The organism is Streptomyces crystallinus (genome assembly GCF_039521265.1).
Taxonomy (GTDB): Bacteria; Actinomycetota; Actinomycetes; order Streptomycetales; family Streptomycetaceae; genus Streptomyces; species Streptomyces crystallinus.
The window spans coordinates 135,863-158,065 of record NZ_BAAACA010000001.1 but is presented as its reverse complement, the minus strand read 5'-3'; the positions used below and the strand labels follow the sequence as shown (position 1 = coordinate 158,065).

Sequence of the window (22,203 nt, the reverse complement as noted above, 5' to 3'; positions counted from 1 at the left end):
GCCAGCTTGTACGTAGTGGGGACCTATGGGCGAAGCGATTAGTTCCGTTTCTGCCGATTCTGTGAAGCACAACACGTATGAAGTGCGTATTCGCGGGGCGCACGGTGTCCAACTCCCGCCCCCAGGGAGAACTTCGGCGGCGCGGCGGTCCACCCAGGTGGCCCGAATGGAGTACTGTGGCGAGCCCTGGGCCTGGTCTCCCTCACGGGTTTCCGGGCTCTGCGGGAGGGGGCCGAAAGCGGCACTCGAACCGGCGGCGCCGCGGCACCGCACGGGCGCCTGCTGTCCAGAGCGACCACTTCGGTCACTCTGCGTCGCGAACAGGTAACCGTGCCATAACGGCGTTCCAGGGCCCATGCCCGACACGCCGGGCAACTCGGCAAGGTTGTGGCAGGCTGCACCCGGGCAGGCCACACTCGACTAGCGGAAGCAGCGACGCAGGTGACGTCGGCAGGCACCACCCGGGAGGTCCCCATGCCCGAATTGCGTGTCGTGGCCGTCTCCAACGACGGCACACGACTGGTGCTCAAGGCTGCGGACAGCACGGAATACACGCTTCCGATCGATGAGCGGCTGCGCGCCGCCGTGCGCAACGACCGCGCCCGGCTCGGGCAGATCGAGATCGAGGTCGAGAGCCACCTCCGCCCCCGCGACATCCAGGCGCGTATACGTGCGGGTGCCTCGGCCGAGGAGGTCGCCCAGCTCGCCGGGATCCCCGTCGACCGGGTCCGGCGCTTCGAGGGCCCGGTGCTGGCGGAGCGCGCCTTCATGGCCGAGCGGGCCCGCAAGACCCCCGTGCGGCGCCCCGGCGAGAACACCGGCCCCCAGCTCGGCGAGGCCGTCCAGGAGCGGCTGCTGCTGCGCGGCGCCGACAAGGACAGCGTCCAGTGGGACTCCTGGCGCCGCGACGACGGCACCTGGGAGGTCCTGCTCGTCTACCGGGTGGCCACCGAGCCGCACGCGGCCAGCTGGACCTACGACCCGCCGCGCCGTCTCGTCCAGGCCGTCGACGACGAGGCCCGCTCGCTGATCGGCGAGAGCGACGACACCCCCGAGCCGAGCTTCCCGTTCGTGCCCCGGATCGCCAGACTGCCCCGGGACCGGCCGCTCGACCGGGCCCTGGAACGGCCGCTGGACCGCGCCCTCGACCGCCAGCTGGACCGGCAGTTGGAGCGCCCCACCGCGCCCGTGCCGGAGCCCGCGGCGGCGGTGGACGACAGCGACTCGCTCACCAGCCTGCTGGAGGCCGTGCCCAGCTTCCGCGGCGACATGGTGGTGCCCGAGCGGCCCGCCCCGCCCGCGGAGCCCCCGGCGACCGAGCCCGAGGCGGAGCCCGAGGTCGAGGAGCCGCCCGCACCGGCGGCGTCGGCGGGCGCGGGCGCCGCGTACGCGGACGTCCTGATGCCCCGCTCGGTGACCGGCCACCGCGACCGCCTCACCGGCACCACGGACCGCCAGGCCGAGGCGGACGGCGTCCGGCCCGGCCGGCGCGCCGCCGTGCCCAGCTGGGACGAGATCGTCTTCGGCACCCGGCGCAAGAAACAGGAGTAGCAGTCGCGTCGAGGGGCCCGCGCCGAGCGCGGGCCCCTCGGTCTGCGTGCGCTACTGCGGGTCGGGGCCCGTCGCCACCGGGCGGGACTCGTCCGAGGACCACTGCGACCAGGACCCGGCGTAGAGCGCGGCAGGGATGCCCGCGACCGCCAGGGCCAGCACCTCGTGGGCGCCGGAGACGCCGGAGCCGCAGTACACCCCGACGTCGTTGCCGGAGGCACCCAGCGCCTTGAAGCGGTCGGCCAGGGCCTCGGGAGCCAGGAAGCGGCCGTCGGGGCCGACGTTCTCGGTGGTGGGGGCGGAGACCGCGCCCGGGATGTGGCCGCCGACCCGGTCGATGGGCTCGACCTCGCCCCGGTACCGCTCCCCCGCCCGGGCGTCGAGCAGCAGTCCGGACCGGGCGAGCGCGGCCGCCCCGTCCGCGTCGAGCAGGCCGACCGCGCCGGGCCGAGGGACGAAGTCGCCCTCGGCGGGCGCCGGGATCCCGGTCGACAGGTCGCCGGTCCAGGTGGCCAGGCCGCCGTCGAGGACCCGTACGTCCTCATGGCCCGTCCAGCGCAGCAGCCACCAGGCGCGTGCGGCGGCCCAGCCCTGGCCTCCGTCGTAGACGACGACCGGCGTCGCGGCCGACACGCCCGCGCGGCGCATCACGGCGCCGAACTCCGCCACGTCGGGCAGCGGATGGCGCCCGCCCGCTCCGGGCGGGCCCGCGAGCTCCGCGTCGAGGTCGACGAAGACCGCGCCGGGCAGATGCCCGGCCTCGTACTCGGCCCGGCCGTCGAAGGCAGGCTCGCCGGCCGCCTTCGCCAGGCTGAGCTGCCAGCGGACGTCCAGGAGGACCGGGGGCCGGGGCCCGGCCAGCTCGTTCGCCAGTTCGGATGCGCTGATGATGGCGTTCATGGGGCCATCCTGTCGTAGCGCGCCTCGCCGCGTAACGGGAGCGAAACGGATGAGAAATGCCAAAGCGGGCATGCTCCTGTGGGAACGCGCCAAAAGCGGCGCGGCCGGGGGGCGCTTGGCCGTCGGTGGTGCAAGCATCTGCGGGAAGGCGGGCGTCGGCGCGGCCCGGCCGCCCGCCTCTTCAGGGCGCGTTCTCACAGCGATGGTCCGAGGAGAGAGTCACGATGTCCCAGGCAGAGACCCGGCGCACGCCCGGCACACCCTGCTGGGTGAGCCTCATGGTGCACGGCCTGGCTCCCACCCAGGAGTTCTACGCGGCGCTGTTCGGCTGGGAGTTCCGGCCGGGACCCGCCTCGCTCGGCCCCTATGTGCGGGCGCTGCTCGACGGCGCCGAGGTCGCGGGCATCGGGCAGCTGCCGCCCGACCGCCATCTGCCGATCGCCTGGACCACCTATCTGGCCACCGACGACGCGGACGCCACGGCCGAGGCGATCCGGCACTGCGGCGGCACGGTCGGGGTGGGTCCGCTCGACGCGGGCGACGCGGGGCGGCTGGTGATCGCCTCGGACCCGGAGGGCGCGGTCTTCGGCGCCTGGCAGGCCCAGGCGCACGTCGGCACGACGGTGGCGGGCGCCCCGGGCACGCCCGTCTGGAACGAGCTGCTGACCCGCGAGACCTCCACGGTCGGCAAGTTCTACGAGACGGTGTTCGGCTACGAGAAGGAGGCGATGGTCTCGGCCGACTTCGACCACGTGACGCTGCTCGTCGAGGGCCGCCCGGTCTGCTCGCTGCACGGCGTGGGCCACGCCCTGCCACGCGACAAGGGCTCGCACTGGATGACGTACTTCGAGGTGGCCGACACGGACGAGGCCGCGCGGCGGGTCACGGAGCTGGGCGGCCATGTCCTCCAGCCCCCGCGCGAGGCGTCGAGCGGCCGCGTGGCCACGGTGACTGACCCGGAGGGAGCGGTGTTCACGCTGGTGCGGTCGAAGGTGTGACCGTGTGCGCCGGTCGCGGCCGACGACGTTCCGCGCCGAGGGTCCGGGCCGCTACGCGTCCACGGGCAGCACGTCCGGCGACAGGGCCGCCGCCCGCGCCGCCGCCGCCGTCATCCGGCGCCGGTGGTGGCGCCGGCACAGCACCTCGTACCCGATCTCGTCCTCGGACTGGTTCACGTCGCCCACCACCACCTGCGCGCCCTCGACCACCATCTCCCCGCCCCGGGTGCGCGCGTTGTGCGTGGCCCGCGCGCCGCACCAGCAGAGCGCCTCGACCTGGAGCACCTCCACCCGGTCGGCCAGCTCGACCAGGCGCTGGGAGCCGGGGAAGAGCTTGGAGCGGAAGTCGGTGGTGATGCCGAAGGCGAAGACGTCCAGGTCGAGGTCGTCGACGACCCGGGCGAGCTGGTCGATCTGGCCGGGCGCGAGGAACTGCGCCTCGTCCGCGATCACATAGTCGCAGCGGCCGCCCTTGGAGAGGTGGGCGACCAGATACGCGTAGAAGTCGAAGCCGTCGGCCGCCTCGACGGCGTCCGTCACCAGGCCGAGCCGGGAGGACAGCTTGCCCTCGCCCGCGCGGTCGTCCCGGGTGAAGATCATGCCCTGGAGGCCGCGCGCGGAGCGGTTGTGCTCGATCTGAAGAGCGAGGGTGCTCTTTCCGCAGTCCATCGTTCCGGAGAAGAACACCAGCTCGGGCATGGGGGGGTGACGGCCTTTCGGATCTGCGCACGCGTCCGCGTACAGGGGACAGAGGGGAGGTGCGGGAGGGTTACGAGCGTACTTCGAGGAGCGGCACGAGCTGCTCGACCGGGGTCATCGAGCCGTGCATGCCGACCATCGCGGACTCGTGCGGCTCGTTCTGCGAGGCGATGATCACCACATCGGCGTGCGCGGCCGCGACGACGTCGCCGATCCGTCCGTACACCCGCTCGTCGCAGGCGCCCGGCTGTCCGAACCAGCCCGCCGCGATCGCCTCGTCGCGGCTCGCCACCCAGAACTGCTCGCCGAGCACCTCGCGCCAGACGGCGAGCACGTCGGACTCGGCGCCCGGGACCGCGTACACATGCCGGGCCCGGCCCTCGCCGCCCAGCAGGGCCACTCCGGCGCGCAGCTCCCAGTCCTCGTCGAAGTCGATACGGGACTCTTCGTCGAAGGGGATGTCGATCATGCCGTGGTCGGCGGTGACATAGAGCGCGGAGCGCGGCGGCAGCTGCTCGGCGAGCCGCTGGACCAGCCGGTCGACGTACATCAGCTGGCCGCGCCAGGCGTCCGAGTCGATGCCGAAGCGGTGGCCCTTGCCGTCGACCTCGCTGTAGTACGTGTAGACCAGCGAGCGGTCCCCGGCGGCCAGTTGGGCGGCCGCCAGGTCCATCCGGTCCTCGCCGGTCAGCCTGCCGTGAAACGTTCCGCCACTGAGCGCGACCTTGGTGAGCGGGGTGTGCTCGAAGGTCGGCGAGGACACCTGGGCGGTGTGCACACCGGCCGCGTCGGCCAGCTGGAAGACCGTGGGGTACGGCTGCCAGGCGTGCGGGTCGGTCCAGGGCTTCCAGCGGAGCTGGTTCATCAGCGCGCCGGTCCGCGGGTCGCGCGCGGTGTAGCCGGGCAGGCCGTGCGCGGCGGGCGGCAGACCGGTGCCGACGGAGGCGAGCGAGGTGGCGGTGGTCGCGGGGAAACCGGCGGTGATCGGCCGTCCGGTGCCGCCGCGCGAGCCGCCGAGCAGGGAGTGGAGGTAGGGCGCCTCGTCGGGGTGGGCCTTGATCTGCTCCCAGCCGAGCCCGTCGATCAGGAAGACGCAGTTCCGGTCGGCCGGGGTCAGCTCGGAGATGGCGGCGGTCATGCCGGGCACGCCCATGCCGCCCGCGAGGGTGGGCAGCAGGTCGGCGAGCGAGCCGCTGCCGTACTCGGGCAGCGGGGCGGTGTCGAGGGCGAGGGGCTCCGGGTCCTGCCAGGTGGGCTGGACCATCAGCGGGCGGCCGCGGTGGCTTCGGAGAGGGCCTGGGCGAAGTCGAGGGTCTGGCGCACGGTGTCCGGGCCGTCCCCGGCCTCGCTGACGCGCAGGCTCAGGTCGTCGGCGGTGGAGTTGCCGGTGTAGCCGTGGTCGGCGTCGCAGCCCGGGTCGCCGCAGGCGGCGGGCTCCAGGTCGATCCGGGAGACGGCGCCCCAGCCGATGGTCAGGACGACCTCGCGGGGCAGGGTGCCCGGGGTGTACGACTCGGGGTTGGCGACCACGCGGCTGACGACCACGGACGAGATCCGGTCGAGCTTCACGGACTCGGTGGAGGTGGTGGCGTACGGCGTCGGGGAGCTGGTGTCCGCGTTCTGCTCGTCGGTGTGGCTGACGATGAAACGGTTGTCCGTCAGGACCAGGACCGTCACATGGCGACGCACCTCGTTGGCGTCGAAGGTGGTCTCCTGGTGGACCAGGTACGACGCGATGGGCTCACCACCGACGGCGGCCTCCACCGCCTCGGCCACAAGGGCCGGGTAGTAGCCGCTGCGCTCGATCGCCGCGCGCAGCCCCTGGGTCATCGTGCCGGTCTTCGCCATGGGCTCCATCCTACGGGGCCCCGGGGCCCGATCGTTTCAGTAGCTGGGCAGCCGCCTGGGGCCCAGGTCGGAGCGGGGCGGCGGGGGTGCGAGGCGCAGGCCGGCGCCGAGCACGGAGAGGCCCTGCTGGGCGACGACCACGGGCTCCAGGGAGACGGCGACGACCTCCGGGTGGTCGTCGACCAGACGCGAGACCCTCAGCAGCAGCTCTTCGAGGGCCGCGGTGTCCACCGGGGCGGAGCCGCGCCAGCCGAAGAGCAGGGGTGCGGTCCGGATCGACCGGACCAGCTCGGCGGCGTCCCGGTCGGTGGCCGGGACGAGCCGGTGGCCGGTGTCGCCGAGCAGCTCGGAGGCGGCTCCGGCGAGCCCGAAGGAGAGCACGGCGCCGACGGCCGGGTCGATGGCGGCGCGTACGACGGTGTCCACGCCCCGGGGTGCCATCGCCTGGACGACCGGCTGGAGCTCCTCGGGCTTGCCTAGGGCCTGCGTCAACTCCGCGTACGCGCGGCGCAGTTGCTCCTCGTCGGCGAGGTCGAGGCGGACGCCGCCGAGGTCGGGGCGGTGGCGCAGGTGCGGGGCGGTGGTCTTGAGGGCCACGGGGTAGCCGAGGCGGCTGGCGGCCGCGACGGCGGCGTCGGGGCCGGGGGCGGGGAGGGCCTGGCGGACGGGGATGCCGTAGCGGGCGAGGAGGGCGGTGGCGTCGTCGGCGGCCAGGGTCCTGCCCCTGGGGTCGGGGTCGGCCCCGAGCAGCCGCTCGATGTCGGCCGCCGCGCCCGTCTCGTCGATGTCGTCGTACTCCGGCACCCGGCCCTGCTCGGCGGCCTGGCGCCGCCACTGCCCGTAGCGGACGGCCTCGGCGAGGGCGCGGACCGCGCGTTCCGCGGCGGGGTAGGCGGGGATGGTGTTTTCTCCCCCACCCCGCCCCTTCCCGAGACCCTCCGGGGGTGGGGATGGGCTGAGGAGGGAGGGAACACCCGGGGGCTGCGCCCCCGGCCCCCCAGCGGGGCTGCGCCCCTGCACCCCCTCGGAGCTCCGCCCCGGAACCCCGGCGCCGCCCCCCTGCACCCCCTCGCGGCTCGGCCCCGGAACCCCGGCGCTGCCCCCCTGCACCCCCTCGGGGCTCCGCCCCGGAACCCCGGCGGGGCCTGCGGCCCCCGCACCCCGCTGGGGCTGCGCCGGGGGAACCGTGCCCGTGCCACCGGTCGGGCTGTGTCCCGGGGCCTCGGAGGTGCCTGGCGTCCCGGCGGCCCGCTTGGGGGTGTTCCCCGGGGCTGCCCAGTCCCGCCGCGCCTGACCGTTCCCCTCCGCTGTGGGCATGCGTTCCGCAGGGGCGGAACGGGTGGGCACAGCGGGCCACCGGGCCGCAGTCGCGCCGCGTCGCCCCGTGCTCGCCGCGCTCGCCAGCGCCTCCGCCAAGCCCCCCAGTTCTACGTGCACCACCGCCACCGGCTTCGCCGGTGCCGTCGCCGTGGCCTGCTGGAGCGCCGTGGCCAGGGCCTCGTCGGGGTAGCCGGGCTCGCCCACCCAGGGGATCGCCGTGACCACCACCGCGTCGCAGAACTCGTCCGCCAGGGCGCGGGCCAGGGCGTCGCGGAAGTCCTCGGGAGTGGCCGCCGTCGTCAGGTCCACCGGCGGGTGCGGGCGCAGGCCCTCCGTGAGGCAGGCGTCGTACGTGAGGAGGCCGAGGGACTCCGAGTTGCCGAGGATGGCCACGCGCGGCCCGGCCGGCAGGGGCTGGCCCGCGAGGAGGACGCCCGCGTCGACCAGCTCGGTCACCGTGTCCACCCGGATCACGCCCGCCTGGCGCAGCAGCGCCGAGACCGCCGCGTCCGGGACCCGGGTCACCGGGACCGCGTGCCCCGGCGGGGTCGAGCCGCTGTGCCGGGCGCCCTTCACCGCCACCACCGGCTTCACCGCCGCCGTACGCCGCGCGAGCCGGGTGAACTTCCTCGGGTTGCCGATGGACTCGAGGTAGAGCAGGACCACGTCCGTGTCCGCGTCCTCGTACCAGTACTGGAGGATGTCGTTGCCCGAGACGTCCGCCCGGTTGCCCGACGAGATGAACGTCGACAGGCCCGCGCCGCGCCGGTGCAGACCGGACAGGAGCGCGATGCCGATCGCGCCCGACTGGGTGAACAGGCCGATCCGGCCGCGGCCCGGCGGCTCGGGCGCCAGCGAAGCGTTCAGCCGCGTGCCGGGCGCGGTGTTGATGACGCCGAACGCGTTGGGCCCGATCAGCCGCATGCCGTACGACCGCACCTGGCGCAGCAGTTCGCGCTGGCGCTCGCGCCCGGCCGCGCCGCTCTCCGCGTACCCGGCGGACAGCACGACCAGCCCCTGCACCCCGTGCTCACCGCACTCCGCGACCGCCTCCGGCACCCGCTCGGCCGGGACCGCGAGGACCGCGAGGTCGACCGGCTCGGCGAGCTCGGCGAGCGAGCGGACCGCCGGGACCCCGTCGAGCCGGGAAGCGCCTTCGGGCAGGGCCCGGTTGACCGCGTACGTACGTCCGGTGAAGCCCGCCCCGAGCAGGTTGCGCAGCACCGTACGGCCCACGCCGCCCGGCGCGCGCCCGGCGCCGATCACCGCCACCGAACCGGGCGTCAGCAGCCGCTGCACCGAGCGCGCCTCCGCGCGCTGCTCGCGGGCGCGCTGTACGGCCAGCGACTCGGCGGTCGGCTCCAGATCCAGTGTGAGATGGACCGAGCCGTCCTCGAAGGAACGCTTCTGCTGGTAGCCCGCGTCGGTGAACACCTTGATCATCTTGTTGTTGGCGGGCAGCACCTCCGCCGCGAACCGCCGGATCCCCCGCTCGCGCGCGACCGCCGCCACGTGTTCGAGCAGCGCGGAGGCGACCCCGCGCCCCTGGTGGGCGTCCTGGACCAGGAACGCCACCTCGGCCTCGTCGGCCGGCGCCGAGGCGGGCCGGCCCTGCGCGTTGATCCGGTCGTAGCGCACGGTCGCGATGAACTCGCCCCCCACCGTCGCCGCGAGCCCGACCCGGTCCACGTAGTCGTGATGGGTGAAGCGGTGCACGTCCTTCGCCGACAGCCGGGGGTAGGGCGCGAAGAAGCGGTAGTACTTGGACTCGTCCGACACCTGCTCGTAGAACGAGACGAGCCGCTCCGCGTCGTCGGTCGTGATGGGCCTGATCCGCGCGGTGCCCCCGTCGCGCAGCACGACGTCGGCCTCCCAGTGGGCCGGGTACGCGGGGTCCTGCGTCTTCTCCTGCGGAGCCTGCATACGGGCAGCCTACGGGTCGCGAGGCCGGTTGGGTCGGGTCAAGGTAGGGGCAAGTGGAGAGGGCGGCCAGGGCCGAAGGGCCGCCGGATCCGGGACCCTCGTCGGGATCGAGCACTGCGCAGGACATGAGAGACTGGTCTAGACAACCGTCAGAGATTTCGAAGGGCATCACCATGGCTGAGCGCCGCGTCAATGTCGGCTGGGCCGAGGGCCTGCACGCCCGCCCCGCTTCCATCTTCGTCCGCGCCGCCACGGCCTCCGGCGTCCCGGTGACGATCGCCAAGGCCGACGGCAACCCGGTCAACGCCGCCTCCATGCTCGCGGTGCTCGGCCTGGGCGCGCAGGGCGGCGAGGAGATCGTGCTGGCCTCCGAGGCGGACGGCGCCGAGGCTGCCCTGGAGCGTCTGGCGAAGCTCGTCGCGGAGGGCCTCGAGGAGCTCCCCGAGACCGTCTGACCCCGCCCGGCCGGCCCCTGGCCGGACCCGGCGCGTCACCGCACTTCGCGATCGGAGCCGTGGACCCTGAATTCGGGGTCCACGGCTCCTTTCCTTTTGGGTGCGGGTACCGGTCGCGCGCCGGTACCGGTTACCCGCATGGGCCGGTCGTGCGGGCCGACGGCCCGTTCCGTCGAATATCCGGGGCGATTTCGGGCAGCACGAAACACCCCCGTCGAATCACCCCTTTGTATACGGCGGCCCTGTTAAGCACGGGCGCTCGCGGTGTTTACGGCATGTTGCGAAGGCCTCACCTCGGCCGGGCGCCGCAGGCGATAGGCGGAAAACGCGCGGTCGGCGTGGTGGGCGGCCAGCGACCTGGCCCGTTCGGCGTCGCCGCGCGCCAGCGCGTCCACGATCGCCCCGTGCTCCGCCCAGCACTCGGCGGGCAGCGCGGGCTGCTCCACCACGTACATCCAGGCGATCTTGTGCCGCAGCTGGGTGAGCAACGCGATGAGGCCGGGGCTGCCGGAGGCCTGGGCGAGCGTCTCGTGGAACCAGACGCCCAGCGAGCGCAGATCCTCGCCCTGGCCCCGCCGGATCCGGTCCTGACCGAGCCTGACCAGGCCGCGCAGCACCTTGAGATGGGCCTCGGTGCGCCGGGCGGCGGCCCGCGAGGCGGCCAGCGGCTCCAGCATGGTGCGCAGTTCGAGCAGGTCGGCGGCCTCCTGCTCGGTGGGCTCGGCGACACAGGCCCCGGCGTGCCGGCGCGTGGTGACGAACCCCTCGGACTCCAGCGTGCGCAGCGCTTCGCGGACGGGCACTCGGGAGACCCCGTACCGCCGGGCGAGCACTTCCTCGGTGAGCCGGCTGCCGCGCGCGAAGAGCCCCGTGACGATGTCGTCGCGGATTGCCGTGCATACCGATTGCGCCGGAATGCGCATGACCGAACCTCCGCCTTAATCCCCGCGAAACGCGGTCGATCGACGCCTGTTCGGCGACTCTATTCCAGCGGCTGTTAATTCCCGGTGACATGCCGTATGCAATGCATATCTTTTGGCCATGGACGGATCACGCAGGGGGCGGGGGCACGACGAAGCCCCCGGCGCGGGCGCCGGGGGCTTCGGTGGGACGCGGGACGGCCGTGTCAGAGGTTGACGCCGTGCGAGCGCAGATAGGCGATCGGGTCGATGTCCGAGCCGTACTCCGCGGAGGTGCGGGCCTCGAAGTGGAGGTGCGGGCCGGTGGTGTTGCCGGTGTTGCCGGAGAGGCCGATCTGCTGGCCCGGCTCGACGCGCTGGCCGACGTACACGCCGATGGACGACAGGTGGCCGTACTGCGTGTACGTGCCGTCGTTCATGCGGATCACGATGTTGTTGCCGTAGGCGCCGCCGTAGCCCGCCTCGACGACCGTGCCGAGGCCCACGGCGTGCACCGAGGTGCCCATGCCCGCGTGGAAGTCGATGCCGGTGTGGCTGCCGGAGGACCAGATCGAGCCACCGGTCTTGTAGCCGGTGGAGACATAGCTGCCGGCGATCGGGGCGACGAAGGAGTTGAGGCGCTTGCGCTCGGCCTCGCGGGCGGCGCGCTCCCTGGCCTCGCGCTCCTCCTTGGCCTTCGCCTCGGCCTTGCGCTTCGCCTCGGCGGCGGCGCGGGCCTTGTCGGCGGCGTGCTGCTGGGCGGCGGCCTGGGCGTCGATGCGGTCGGCGAGCGAGTCGCCGATCACGATGGCCTGGGTGATGCCGGTGTCCTCGACGGAGGCGGCGGCGGGGGCCGCGGTCTCGGCGGCCAGGGCCGGCGAGGCGAGGGTGCCCACGACTCCGGCGGTGGCGAGAGTGGCGATGCCCGCTATGTTCGCGCTCTTGCGCGAGACGGCGCTCGGACGACGGTGCTTCCCGGTGGCACGGGTGAACGCCATGGAGTGGCGGTGTCCTTTCCTTCCATCTCGCCTACCGGGTTAGCTGACGGGTTCGGAGCTGGAAGGTCTCCTACGGGCCCCTCCGCGAACGGAGGCGTCCGATTCACCCCAGGGACTGAGTGGGTCCCCGGCTCCCCTGGCTCGCGCCAGTTGGGGACTCGGCGATCGCTGTCCGGTGCCGCGGCTGCGACGGGTGGTGACGGACAGCCGGACTGACGCTAGACGGCTGATCTTTCAATCACCAAACAGACGCGTCTTTTTGTAGCGCACGCCACATGACAGACAGGCAACCTCCCCAATAAACCGGACATAAGGGAGGACCCCGGCGGCCTCTCGGCCACCGGGGTCCTCACCCGGCTCGTCCGCCCGCCCGCGAGGCAGCCCCGGCGGACGGTCCAATCAGCCCGCCACGACGGTGACTTCACCGATTCCGAGGGCCTTGACGGGCTCCACGATCTGCGCCGCGTCCCCGACGAGCACGGTCACCAGCCGGTCCACCGGGAAGGCGCTGACGACCGCCGCGGTGGCCTCCACGGTGCCCGTGTCGGCCAGCCGCGCGTACAACTGCGCCTGGAAGTCGTCCGGGAGGTGCTGCTCGACCTGGTCGGCCAGCGTCCCGGCGACGGCGGCCGCCGTCTCGTACTTCAGCGGGGCCACGCCCACCAGGTTCTGCACGGCGGTCTCCCGCTCGGCGTCGGTGAGCCCCTCGGCGGCCAGCTTGCGCAGCACCGTCCACAGGTCGTCGAGCGCCGGGCCGGTGTTGGGCGTGTCCACCGAGCCGCTGATGGCGAGCATGGCGGCGCCGGTGCCCTCCGCGCCGGAGCGCAGCACCTGGCCGTAGGCACGGACTCCGTACGTGTAGCCCTTCTCCTCCCGCAGGACGCGGTCCAGGCGGGAGGTGAGGGTGCCGCCCAGGCAGTACGTCCCGAGGACCTGGGCGGGCCAGACGCGGTCGTGCCGGTCGGGTCCGACCCGGCCGATCAGCAGCTGCGTCTGGACGGCGCCGGGCCGGTCCACGATGACCACGCGGCCGGTGTCGTCGGCGGTGACCGGGGGCATCGGGCGCTCCTCGGCCGGAGTGCCGGTCCACGCGCCCAGGGTGTCCGCCAGGACCGCGTCCAGGTCGGTGGCGCCCAGATCGCCGACGACCACCGCGGTGGCCGCGGCCGGGCGTACGTACGCCTCGTAGAAGGCCCGGACCGCGCCCGCGTCGATGCGGCTGACGGTCTCCTCGGTGCCCTGGCGCGGGCGCGACATGCGCGCGGTGGCCGGGAAGAGCTCGCGGGAGAGCTGCTGGGCGGCGCGGCGCGCCGGGTTGGCCAGCTCGTGCGGGATCTCGTCGAGGCGGTTGCGCACCAGGCGGTCCACCTCGGCGTCGGCGAACGCGGGGGCGCGCAGCGCCTCTGCGAGCAGCCCCAGCGCCTTGGGCAGCCGGGAGACCGGGACCTCCAGGGAGACCCGCACGCCCGGGTGGTCCGCGTGCGCGTCCAGGGTGGCGCCGCAGCGCTCCAGGTCGGCGGCGAACTCCTCGGCGGAGCGCTTGTCGGTGCCCTCGGAGAACGCCCGCGCCATGATCGTGGCCACGCCGTCCAGACCGGCCGGCTCGGCGTCCAGCGGGGCGGCGACGAAGATCTCGACGGCCACGACCTGCTGGCCGGGGCGGTCGCAGCGCAGCACGGTGAGCCCGTTGGGCAGGGTGGCGCGGTCGGGGGCGGGGAACGCCCAGGGACGGGCCGCGCCGGCGGCCGGCTGGGGGTGGAACTGCATCGTCACGCCGGTCTCGCTCACTGCTCGGCTCCCTTGGCGTCGGCGTCGGCCGCGTCGTCTGCTGCGGCGGTGGTCGGCTCGTAGACCAGCACCGCCCTGTTGTCCGGGCGCAGGGTGGCCCGGGCCACGTCCCGCACCTCCTCGGCGGTGATGTCGAGCACCCGGTCGACGGCGGTCAGGGCGAGCTGGGGGTCGCCGAACAGGACCGCGTAACGGCAGAGTTCGTCGGCGCGGCCGGCGACCGTGCCGAGCCGGTCCAGCCACTCGCGCTCCAGCTGGGCCTGGGCGCGCTCCATCTCCTCGGCCGTGGGGCCCTCTTCGGCGAACCGGGCCAGCTCGTCGTCGACGGCCGACTCGATGTCGGGGACCTCGACGCCGCCGGACGTCTTCACGTCCAGCCAGCCCAGCGAGGGGGCGCCGGCCAGGCGCAGCAGGCCGAACCCGGCCGCCACGGCGCTCTGGTCGCGGCGCACCAGACGGTTGTGCAGCCGCGAGGACTCGCCGCCGCCGAGGACGGTGAGCGCCAGGTCGGCGGCGTCGCACTCACGGGTGCCGTCGTGCGGCAGTCGGTAGGCGGCCATCAGGGCGCGCGCGGGGACGTCCTCGTGGACGACCTCGCGCAGCTGCTCGCCGATGACGCCGGGCAGCGCGCCGTCGCGCGGCGGCTGCTTGCCGTCGTGCGAGGGGATCGAGCCGAAGTACTTCTCGATCCAGGCGAGCGTCACCTCGGGGTCGATGTCGCCGACGACCGAGAGGACGGCGTTGTTCGGCGCGTAGTACGTACGGAAGAAGTTCCGCGCGTCCTCGAGCGTCGCCGCGTCCAGGTCGGCCATGGAGCCGATCGGCGTGTGGTGGTACGGGTGGCCCTCCGGGTAGGCCAGCGCGGTGAGCTTCTCGAAGGCCGTGCCGTACGGCACGTTGTCGTACCGCTGGCGGCGCTCGTTCTTGACGACGTCGCGCTGGTTCTCCATGGACTCCTCGTCCAGCGCGGAGAGCAGCGAGCCCATGCGGTCGGCCTCCAGCCACAGCGCGAGCTCCAGCTGGTGGGTGGGCATGGTCTCGAAGTAGTTGGTCCGCTCGAAGCTGGTGGTGCCGTTGAGCGAGCCTCCCGCGCCCTGCACCAGCTCGAAGTGGCCGTTTCCGTGGACCTGGTGCGAGCCCTGGAACATCAGGTGCTCGAAGAGGTGAGCCAGGCCGGTACGGCCCTTGACCTCGTGGCGGGAGCCCACGTCGTACCAGAGGCAGACCGCGGCGACCGGGGTCAGGTGGTCCTCGGAGAGCACCACGCGCAGGCCGTTGGCCAGCCGGTGCTCGGTCGCTGTCAGGCCGCCGGAGCCGGCCTGGGCGGTGGCCGTGTGACCCATGGGCATGTACGTCCCTTCGATCGCGGTGAAGAAGTCCTGCCACTGTATGCAAGCGCACCGACACCTGGCGAAGTTCCCGGGTCGCGGTCTGCGTTGTCAGTGGGACGGTCCACAATGGTCGGCGTCAGCAGCAGACCTTGTTGGTGGTCGCTAAGAAGAACTCGTTGGTGAAGGAGCCGCAGCCGCGATGGCCCGCCGCAGCACGAAGACCCCGCCGCCGGACGATTTCGAGGAGAAGATCCTCGACATCGACGTCGTGGACGAAATGCAGGGCTCCTTTCTCGAGTACGCCTACTCGGTGATCTACTCGCGGGCCCTGCCGGACGCCCGCGACGGCATGAAGCCGGTCCACCGCCGCATCGTCTACCAGATGAACGAGATGGGCCTGCGCCCCGAGCGCGGCTATGTGAAGTGCGCGCGCGTGGTCGGCGAGGTCATGGGCAAGCTCCATCCGCACGGCGACGCGTCGATCTACGACGCGCTGGTGCGGATGGCCCAGCCGTTCTCCATGCGCCTGCCGCTGGTCGACGGCCACGGCAACTTCGGCTCGCTCGGCAACGACGACCCGCCGGCCGCGATGCGCTACACCGAGTGCAAGATGGCCGACGCCACCTCGCTCATGACCGAGTCGATCGACGAGGACACCGTCGACTTCTCCCCGAACTACGACGGCCAGGAGCAGGAGCCGGTGGCGCTGCCCGCCGCGTTCCCGAACCTGCTGGTCAACGGCGCGACCGGGATCGCGGTCGGCATGGCGACCAATATGCCGCCGCACAACCTGGGCGAGGTCATCGCCGCCGCCCGCCATCTGATCCGCCACCCGAACGCGGACCTGGAAGCGCTGATGCGCTTCGTGCCCGGCCCCGACCTGCCCACCGGCGGCCGGATCGTCGGCCTGTCCGGCATCAAGGACGCGTACGAGTCGGGCCGCGGCACCTTCAAGATCCGCGCCAAGGCGGCGGTGGAGAACGTGACGGCCCGCCGCAAGGGCCTGGTCGTCACGGAACTGCCGTTCACGGTCGGCCCGGAGAAGGTGATCTCCAAGATCAAGGACCTGGTCGGCTCCAAGAAGCTCCAGGGCATCGCCGACGTCAAGGACCTCACCGACCGCTCGCACGGTCTGCGCCTGGTCATCGAGATCAAGAACGGCTTCGTCCCGGAGGCCGTCCTGGAGCAGCTCTACAAGCTGACGCCGATGGAGGAGTCCTTCGGCATCAACAACGTGGCGCTGGTGGACGGCCAGCCGCTCACCATGGGCCTCAAGGAGCTCCTGGAGGTCTACCTCGACCACCGCTTCGACGTGGTGCGCCGGCGCAGCGAGTTCCGCCGCACCAAGCGCCGCGACCGGCTGCACCTGGTGGAGGGCCTGCTCGTCGCGCTGCTCGACATCGACGAGGTCATCCGTCTCATCAGATCGAGTGACAACTCGGCGCAGGCCAAGCAGCGCCTGATCGAGCACTTCTCGCTCAGCGAGATCCAGACGCAGTACATTCTGGACACCCCGCTGCGCCGCCTCACCAAGTTCGACCGCATCGAGCTGGAGAGCGAGCGCGACCGGCTCACCGGCGAGATCGACGAGCTGACCGGGATCCTGGAGTCCGACAGCGAGCTGCGCAAGCTGGTCTCGGCCGAACTGGCGGCGGTCGCCAAGAAGTTCGGCACCGAGCGGCGGACGGTCCTGCTGGAGTCGGCGGGCGCGCCCGTCGCGGCCGTGCCGCTGGAGGTCGCGGACGACCCGTGCCGGGTGCTGCTGTCCTCCACGGGCCTGCTGGCGCGTACGGCCAACGCGGAACCGCTCGCGGAGGCCGAGCGGCGCGCCAAGCACGACGTGATCGTCTCCGCGGTGCCCGCCACCCAGCGCGGCGACGTCGGCGCGGTCACCTCGGCCGGGCGGCTGCTGCGGCTCGCGGTGATCGACCTGCCGCAGCTGCCGGACACGGCGGCCGCGCCCAACCTCTCGGGCGGCGCGCCGGTCTCGGAGTTCCTCACGTTGGAGGCCGACGAGACGCTGGTGTGTCTGACCACCCTGGACGAGTCGTCGCCGGGACTGGCGATCGGCACCGAACAGGGCGTGGTCAAGCGGGTGGTGCCCGACTATCCGGCCAACAAGGACGAGCTGGAGGTCATCACCCTCAAGGAAGGCGACCGGATCGTCGGCGCGGTCGAGCTGCGCACCGGCGAGGAGGACCTGGTCTTCATCACGGACGACGCCCAGCTGCTGCGCTACCAGGCCTCGCAGGTACGGCCGCAGGGCCGCCCGGCGGGCGGTATGGCGGGCATCAAGGTCGCCGAGGGCGCCAAGGTGATCGCGTTCTCCGCGGTCGACCCGGCGGCGGACGCGGTGGTCTTCACGGTGGCGGGCTCGCGCGGCACGCTGCTCGGGGACTCGGCGGCGACCGTCAAGCTGACGCCGTTCGACCAGTATCCGCGCAAGGGCCGGGCCACCGGCGGAGTGCGCTGCCAGCGGTTCCTGAAGGGCGAGGACATGCTGGTCCTGGCCTGGGCGGGCGCGGCCCCGGCGAAGGCCGCCCAGGCCAACGGCGCCCCGGTGGAGCTCCCCGAGCCCGACCCGCGCCGCGACGGCTCGGGCACCCCGCTGGGCCACACGGTGACGGCCCTGGCTGGCCCGCCGCTGTAACCCGTCCGACGAGGCCCTGGGCTCGGGATCACCCGTCGCCCGGGGCCTCGTCGTCTGCCGCCCCCAGCTCGCCCGTCTCCTCCGCCTCGGCCCGCTGTACGTAGCGCAGCACGCCCCACATGGCGGGCTCGTCCGGGGCGCCCTGCGGCGCCGGTGCCACGGCCGCCTCCAGCGACTTGTGCAGCCCCTCGACGTCGATGCCGGAGCCGATGAGCACGAGCTGGGTCAGGCGCTCCTCGCCGGGCGGCCAGGGCTCCGGGTAGAAGCGCAGAAAGCGGCCGACGGCGTGCACGCCGTACCGGTTGCGCGCGTCGAAGGCGCCGAAGTCGACGAACCCCTTGATGCGGTAGAGGCCCTCGGGGCGGCTGTCGAGGAAGGCCATGAGCCGGCGCGGGTCCATGGGCGCGGCCGAGGTGAAGGCGACGGACTCGTACGCGGTGTGCAGATGGGCCGCGTGGCCGCAGCCGGGGCCGCAGTGGTCCCCGTGCTCCCCGTCGTGCTGGTCCTCCTCGTCCAGCAGGTCCTCGAAGGCCAGCTGGCCCACCCGCTCGGCGCTGGGCCTGCGGTCGAAGAACAGCTCCGGGTCGACCCTTCCGTACGCGGACTCGACCACCGAGGCGGCCCCGCCGAGACAGGCGCGCAGCCGGTCGAGCGCGGCCCTGGACACGCGATCGGTCTTGTTGAGGACCACCAGGTCGGCGACCGCGAGGTGGCGGTCGATCTCGGGGTGCCGCTCGCGGGTCGCCTCGTACTCGGCCGCGTCGACGACCTCGACCAGCCCTCCGTACACGACCCGCGGGTTCTCGCTGGCCAGGACCATCCGCACCAGCTCCTGCGGCTCGGCGAGACCGCTCGCCTCGATGACGACGACGTCGAGCCGGGCGGCGGGCCGGGTCAGCTTCTCCAGATACACGTCGAGCTCGCTCGCGTCGACGGCGCAGCACAGACAGCCGTTGCCGAGTGAGAGCGTCGAGTCGCCCAGTTGTCCGGCCACGGTCATGGCGTCGATCTCGATGGACCCGAAGTCGTTGACGATCGCCCCGATCCGGGTGCCTCTGCTGGCCCGCAGCAGATGGTTGAGCAGCGTGGTCTTGCCCGAGCCCAGGAAGCCCGCGAGGACGACGACGGGGATCTGCTGCTGGGTCGGACCGGTCGGACTCACGAAGGGGGCCTCTCTCGGGCGGGGGCGGACACGGGCGGGCGCGGGGCGCTCCCCGGGGGTACGGGGACGTTCTCCTTCGGCCCGCTCCAGGATATTGGCGCGCGGCAGCGGGACCCGCCGGGAGCGGGCCTTCCCGTACGGATGCCGGGAACCGCCTTCTCGTACGGGTGCCGGGCCGGGGGGGGCGGCCCGCTGCCGGCCTCCGGAAGCGCGCGCCCCGGCGCGCCCTCTCGCGCTGAGCGCCCCCCGCCCATGGCCAGAACGCGCGTGCCCGCCGCCCGGGCCGCGCGTCGCCCGGGCGGCCCGCGGGCAGATTGAGTGCCGCCGCGACCGGCGCCGTGCCCACCCGGGAGGTCCCATGACAGCCACGCCAGCCCCGTCCGCCTGGCTCCGCGCCACCGTGAAGGCCGCCCTGTGGACGGCGGCCACGCTCGCCGGGACCGCCCTGGTGAGCGGAGCCGCCGTCCTGGTCAGCGGCTGGCTCATCGACACCGTGCAGCGGCGCGAGGGCGGTCTGGAGCGCGCCGAGGGCCGCAGTCAGATCGGCAATTATTTCAGCGCCGCCAGCGCCGTCTTCTCCGGGCTGGCATTCCTCATACTCGTGGTGGCGCTGCTGTTCCAATACCAGGAACTGCGCATGCAGCGACGTGAACTCGCCGATCAGCGGGAGGAACTGAGCCAGTCCCGCCAGGAACTGCACCGCAGCGCCGAGGCGAATATGCGCGCGCTGCATGTGCAGCTGACCCGGATGGCCATGGAGGATCAGTCCCTCGCGGCGGTGTGGAACGGCTTTCCGGGTATCCCTCATGAGGAGGAGCGACAGTACCTGTTCGCCAACCTGACGTTCGGGCACTTCTTGCTCGCCCGGCAGTGGGGGAGCTATTCGGACGACGAACTGCGCGTACACGCGAGGTCATTACGGGACAGCGAACCCTATCGTCGGTACTGGGCGCTCTCCAGGGACGCGAAATTCGCTCTGCCCAGGGACAGCCACGAAAGGAAATTGGCAGAGCTGATCGACGAGGAGATCAGGACCGCGGCCGGGCCGCCCGCTCCCCCACAGCAGTGACAGTCGTACGGGAGAAGAGACATGACCAGCCAGCAAAGAACCGGACAGCACGACGGCACGGCGGCGACGGCGGCGCTCGCGGCGGGCGCCGTGGCGCTGGCCGCCGTCCTCAGCCTGGCGCTCGGCGCCGGGTTCCACGCGATCGCCCCGGCGGCCGGCAACGCCTCCGCCGGGGGCGTCTTCGCCGGGCTCGCCATCGCCGCGGGCGCCGCCGGACTCGCCCTCCAGCACCGGCTGCTGGCCCGCCGGATCACCCTCACCCATCAGCACCGGCTCCACTTCGACCTGCTCAGCAAGGCCATGGACGACCCCGAGCTGGCCGCCGTCCTGGACACGTTCGAGGAGGACGTGCCGCCGGTGAAACAGCGGCAGTTCCTCTACGCGAACGCGCTGTACAGCAATGTGCTGCACGCCTACCGCACCGGATCGACGAGCGAGAGCGAGATCGGCGGACATCTGCATGTCATCTGCCGCAGTCCTATTTTCCGCGAATACTGGGAATCCACCCGGCAGCACCGGGCCGTACTCCAGCAGGGTTCGCCCGAGGCACACCTCGGTCGGCGCGTCGACGAGATCGTGCAAAACATCAGCCGGTTGAGGTGATCCTCACCAATTCCCAGAAGGTCTACCGCGACCTGCGCGAGTCTGGTTATCTGTCCCACGTCCCAGACTCTTCGAGCCATTGGATCGGTCCCTGGTGGATTCCCTGGTGAACATCGTGCGCAGGGTCGGCGCTTCCCCACAAGAGCGGGGCAGCCTCTCGGGGCAGACCTGTCCCGACATCTTCGAGCTGAGCGACGGCCGCTTCGCGGTCATCGGTACGGACGTGACGGAGATCCTGGACAGCAAGCTGCCCCTGGACGCCGCGCGTGCCCGGTACGAGCGGATCGTCGCGATCACCCGCGAAACGCTGGTGCGTGCCAAGGCGGACATCCCCGAGGCATAAGGAACGGTTAAGGAAGGAATGGAGGCGCACAGGAAGCGCATAAGGAATTCACGCCCGCAGCCACACGGCCGTGTCGCACGGCAACCGCCCGTCCGCGTCCAGGGCGCCGCTGGCCAGCAGCAGTTCGCTGTGCGGCGGCAGTACGAGCGGCTCCTCGGCCAGGTTGACCAGGCAGAGCAGCCCGGGCGGCCGGGCGAAGGCGAGGACCCCGGCCGGCGCGTCCAGCCAGGTCAGCGGCCCGTCCCCGAAGCCGCTCAGGGTCCGGCGCAGCCGTAGGGCCCGGCGGTGGAGGGTGAGCATGGAGCCCGGGTCCCCGTCCTGGCGCTGCGCCGCGTACGCCTCCCAGCCCGGCGGCTGCGGCAGCCAGGGGTCCGCCCATGGCTCGGCGGTCCACGGCAGTGGCACCCGGCAGCCGTCCCGGCCCGGGTCGCTGCCGCCGGAGCGGAAGTGCATCGGGTCCTGGATGCGCTCGGGCGGGATGTCGGCCTCGGGAAGGCCCAGTTCCTCGCCCTGGTAGAGGTAGACCGACCCGGGCAGGGCGAGCGAGAGCAGGGTGGCGGCCCGGGCCCGGCGGGTGCCGAGCGCCAGGTCCGAGGGGGTGCCGAAGCGCTTCTTGGCGAAGTCGAACCCGGTGTCCTCGCGTCCGTACCGGGTCACCGTGCGCGTCACGTCGTGGTTGGCCAGGACCCAGGTGGCGGGGGCGCCCACCGGGGCGTGCTCGGCGAGGGTGTCGTCGACGGCGCGGCGCAGCCGGGCCGCGTCCCACGGGCAGGACAGAAAGGCGAAGTTGAAGGCGGTGTGCAGTTCGTCGGGGCGCAGATAGCGGGCGAACCGCTCGCTGTCGGGCAGCCAGACCTCGCCGACGAAGATCCCGCCGTACTCGTCGGCGACCGCCCGCCAGGAGCGGTAGACGTCGTGGACGCCGTCGACGTCCACATACGGGTGCGGGTCGACGCCCTCGGTGAAGTCGGGCAGCGCCGGGTCCTTGACCAGCAGGGCCGCCGAGTCGACGCGGACGCCGGCCACCCCGCGCTCGAACCAGAACCGCAGCACCTCCTCGTGCTCCCGGCGGACCGCCGGGTGCGCCCAGTTGAGGTCGGGCTGCTGCGGGGCGAACAGGTGCAGATACCACTCGCCGTCCGCGACCCGGGTCCACGGCGGCTCGCCCGCGAACTGCGAGGGCCAGTCGTTGGGCGGCAGTTCGCCGTGCTCGCCGCGGCCGGGCCGGAAGTGGAACAGCTCGCGCTCGGGGCTGCCGGGTCCGGCCGCCAGCGCCGCCCGGAACCAGGCGTGCTGGTCCGAGAGGTGGTTGGGCACGATGTCGACGATCGTGCGCAGACCCAGCTCACGGGCCTCCGCGATCAGTTTCTCGGCCTCGGCCAGGGTGCCGAAGGCGGGGTCGATGGCGCGGTAGTCGGCCACGTCGTAGCCGCCGTCGGCGAGCGGTGAGAGGTACCAGGGGGTGAACCACAGCGCGTCGACGCCGAGTTCGGCGAGGTAGGGCAGCTTCGCCCGCACCCCCGCCAGGTCCCCGGTGCCGTCGCCGTCGCCGTCGGCGAAGCTGCGTACGTACACCTGGTAGATGGCGGCCGAGCGCCACCAGTCGGCCGGATCGAGGACGGTCACGTCACGGTCCTTTCGGGCAGGGAGGATCCCGCCGCCGGCC

The 22,203-nt window shown here is 72.9% G+C and carries 18 protein-coding genes and 1 riboswitch; of the genes, 7 read left to right on the top strand and 11 right to left on the bottom strand.

All coding sequences use genetic code 11. The features are described from left to right. Positions 1–474 precede the first annotated feature (474 nt). Entirely contained in the window at positions 475–1,551 is a 1,077-nt protein-coding gene (gene sepH / locus ABD236_RS00650) for a septation protein SepH (RefSeq protein WP_344068371.1), read from the top strand. 51 nt (positions 1,552–1,602) lie between these two features. On the opposite strand, the gene ABD236_RS00645 is transcribed toward sepH, so the two are convergent. Beyond that, on the bottom strand, positions 1,603–2,451 hold the full coding sequence (locus tag ABD236_RS00645) for a sulfurtransferase (RefSeq protein ID WP_344068368.1): 849 nt from the start codon (positions 2,449–2,451) through the stop codon (positions 1,603–1,605). Between the two features lie 224 nt (positions 2,452–2,675). On the opposite strand from ABD236_RS00645, the gene ABD236_RS00640 reads away from it, so the two are divergent. Continuing rightward, positions 2,676–3,449, top strand: coding sequence for a VOC family protein (locus ABD236_RS00640; protein WP_344068365.1), 774 nt, complete (start codon positions 2,676–2,678; stop codon positions 3,447–3,449). Positions 3,450–3,500: 51 nt separating this feature from the next. Here the strand turns inward: ABD236_RS00640 and ABD236_RS00635 are convergent, their stop codons facing one another. From ABD236_RS00635 to ABD236_RS00620, 4 genes are all read right to left on the bottom strand, one after another. After that, positions 3,501–4,148: a thymidine kinase gene (locus ABD236_RS00635; RefSeq protein WP_344068362.1), complete on the bottom strand. Its 648-nt coding sequence runs from the start codon at positions 4,146–4,148 to the stop codon at positions 3,501–3,503. Positions 4,149–4,218: 70 nt separating this feature from the next. Beyond that, positions 4,219–5,412 carry an alkaline phosphatase family protein gene (locus ABD236_RS00630; RefSeq protein ID WP_344068359.1) on the bottom strand — a complete coding sequence of 398 codons (1,194 nt, stop codon included), beginning with the start codon at positions 5,410–5,412 and terminating at the stop codon, positions 4,219–4,221. Then, positions 5,412–5,996: a DUF5998 family protein gene (locus ABD236_RS00625; RefSeq protein WP_344068357.1), complete on the bottom strand. Its 585-nt coding sequence runs from the start codon at positions 5,994–5,996 to the stop codon at positions 5,412–5,414. Before ABD236_RS00625 ends, ABD236_RS00630 begins: the two co-directional genes overlap by 1 nt. Before the next feature lie 36 nt (positions 5,997–6,032). Beyond that, complete coding sequence (locus ABD236_RS00620) at positions 6,033–9,239, bottom strand: bifunctional acetate--CoA ligase family protein/GNAT family N-acetyltransferase (RefSeq protein ID WP_344068354.1); 3,207 nt, start codon at positions 9,237–9,239, stop codon at positions 6,033–6,035. Positions 9,240–9,412: 173 nt separating this feature from the next. Between ABD236_RS00620 and ABD236_RS00615 the strand changes: the two genes are divergently transcribed. Then, entirely contained in the window at positions 9,413–9,694 is a 282-nt protein-coding gene (locus ABD236_RS00615) for an HPr family phosphocarrier protein (protein WP_344068351.1), read from the top strand. A gap of 245 nt (positions 9,695–9,939) precedes the next feature. On the opposite strand, the gene ABD236_RS00610 is transcribed toward ABD236_RS00615, so the two are convergent. The 4 genes from ABD236_RS00610 to ABD236_RS00595 form a co-directional block, all read right to left on the bottom strand. Next, positions 9,940–10,617, bottom strand: a complete 678-nt coding sequence (locus ABD236_RS00610; protein WP_344068348.1) for a GntR family transcriptional regulator — start codon at positions 10,615–10,617, stop codon at positions 9,940–9,942. 203 nt (positions 10,618–10,820) lie between these two features. Next, positions 10,821–11,591 (bottom strand): M23 family metallopeptidase, encoded by a 771-nt coding sequence (locus ABD236_RS00605; RefSeq protein WP_344068345.1) that lies wholly within the window; start codon positions 11,589–11,591, stop codon positions 10,821–10,823. A 13-nt stretch (positions 11,592–11,604) separates the two neighbouring features. Further along, positions 11,605–11,765, bottom strand: a riboswitch (cyclic di-AMP (ydaO/yuaA leader). Between the two features lie 225 nt (positions 11,766–11,990). Further along, on the bottom strand, positions 11,991–13,358 hold the full coding sequence (locus ABD236_RS00600) for a M16 family metallopeptidase (protein ID WP_425543798.1): 1,368 nt from the start codon (positions 13,356–13,358) through the stop codon (positions 11,991–11,993). Between the two features lie 17 nt (positions 13,359–13,375). Further along, positions 13,376–14,728 carry a M16 family metallopeptidase gene (locus ABD236_RS00595; RefSeq protein ID WP_344068338.1) on the bottom strand — a complete coding sequence of 451 codons (1,353 nt, stop codon included), beginning with the start codon at positions 14,726–14,728 and terminating at the stop codon, positions 13,376–13,378. A 181-nt stretch (positions 14,729–14,909) separates the two neighbouring features. Between ABD236_RS00595 and ABD236_RS00590 the strand changes: the two genes are divergently transcribed. Next, positions 14,910–17,360 (top strand): DNA gyrase/topoisomerase IV subunit A, encoded by a 2,451-nt coding sequence (locus ABD236_RS00590; protein ID WP_344068335.1) that lies wholly within the window; start codon positions 14,910–14,912, stop codon positions 17,358–17,360. Positions 17,361–17,388: 28 nt separating this feature from the next. On the opposite strand, the gene ABD236_RS00585 is transcribed toward ABD236_RS00590, so the two are convergent. Beyond that, positions 17,389–18,522 (bottom strand): CobW family GTP-binding protein, encoded by a 1,134-nt coding sequence (locus tag ABD236_RS00585; protein WP_344068332.1) that lies wholly within the window; start codon positions 18,520–18,522, stop codon positions 17,389–17,391. 358 nt (positions 18,523–18,880) lie between these two features. Here ABD236_RS00585 and ABD236_RS00580 point away from each other — a divergent pair, with 358 nt between their 5' ends. The 3 genes from ABD236_RS00580 to ABD236_RS00570 all read left to right on the top strand — a co-directional run bounded on the left by ABD236_RS00580 (position 18,881) and on the right by ABD236_RS00570 (position 20,537). Further along, positions 18,881–19,591, top strand: a complete 711-nt coding sequence (locus ABD236_RS00580) for a DUF6082 family protein (protein WP_344068329.1) — start codon at positions 18,881–18,883, stop codon at positions 19,589–19,591. Between the two features lie 21 nt (positions 19,592–19,612). Further along, the gene (locus ABD236_RS00575; protein WP_344068326.1) at positions 19,613–20,194 is read left to right on the top strand and encodes a DUF6082 family protein; all 582 of its coding nucleotides are present in this window, start codon (positions 19,613–19,615) and stop codon (positions 20,192–20,194) included. Positions 20,195–20,300: 106 nt separating this feature from the next. Next, on the top strand, positions 20,301–20,537 hold the full coding sequence (locus tag ABD236_RS00570) for a hypothetical protein (protein ID WP_344068747.1): 237 nt from the start codon (positions 20,301–20,303) through the stop codon (positions 20,535–20,537). 48 nt (positions 20,538–20,585) lie between these two features. On the opposite strand, the gene ABD236_RS00565 is transcribed toward ABD236_RS00570, so the two are convergent. Then, positions 20,586–22,163 carry a glycoside hydrolase family 13 protein gene (locus tag ABD236_RS00565; RefSeq protein ID WP_344068323.1) on the bottom strand — a complete coding sequence of 526 codons (1,578 nt, stop codon included), beginning with the start codon at positions 22,161–22,163 and terminating at the stop codon, positions 20,586–20,588. Positions 22,164–22,203: the final 40 nt, after the last annotated feature.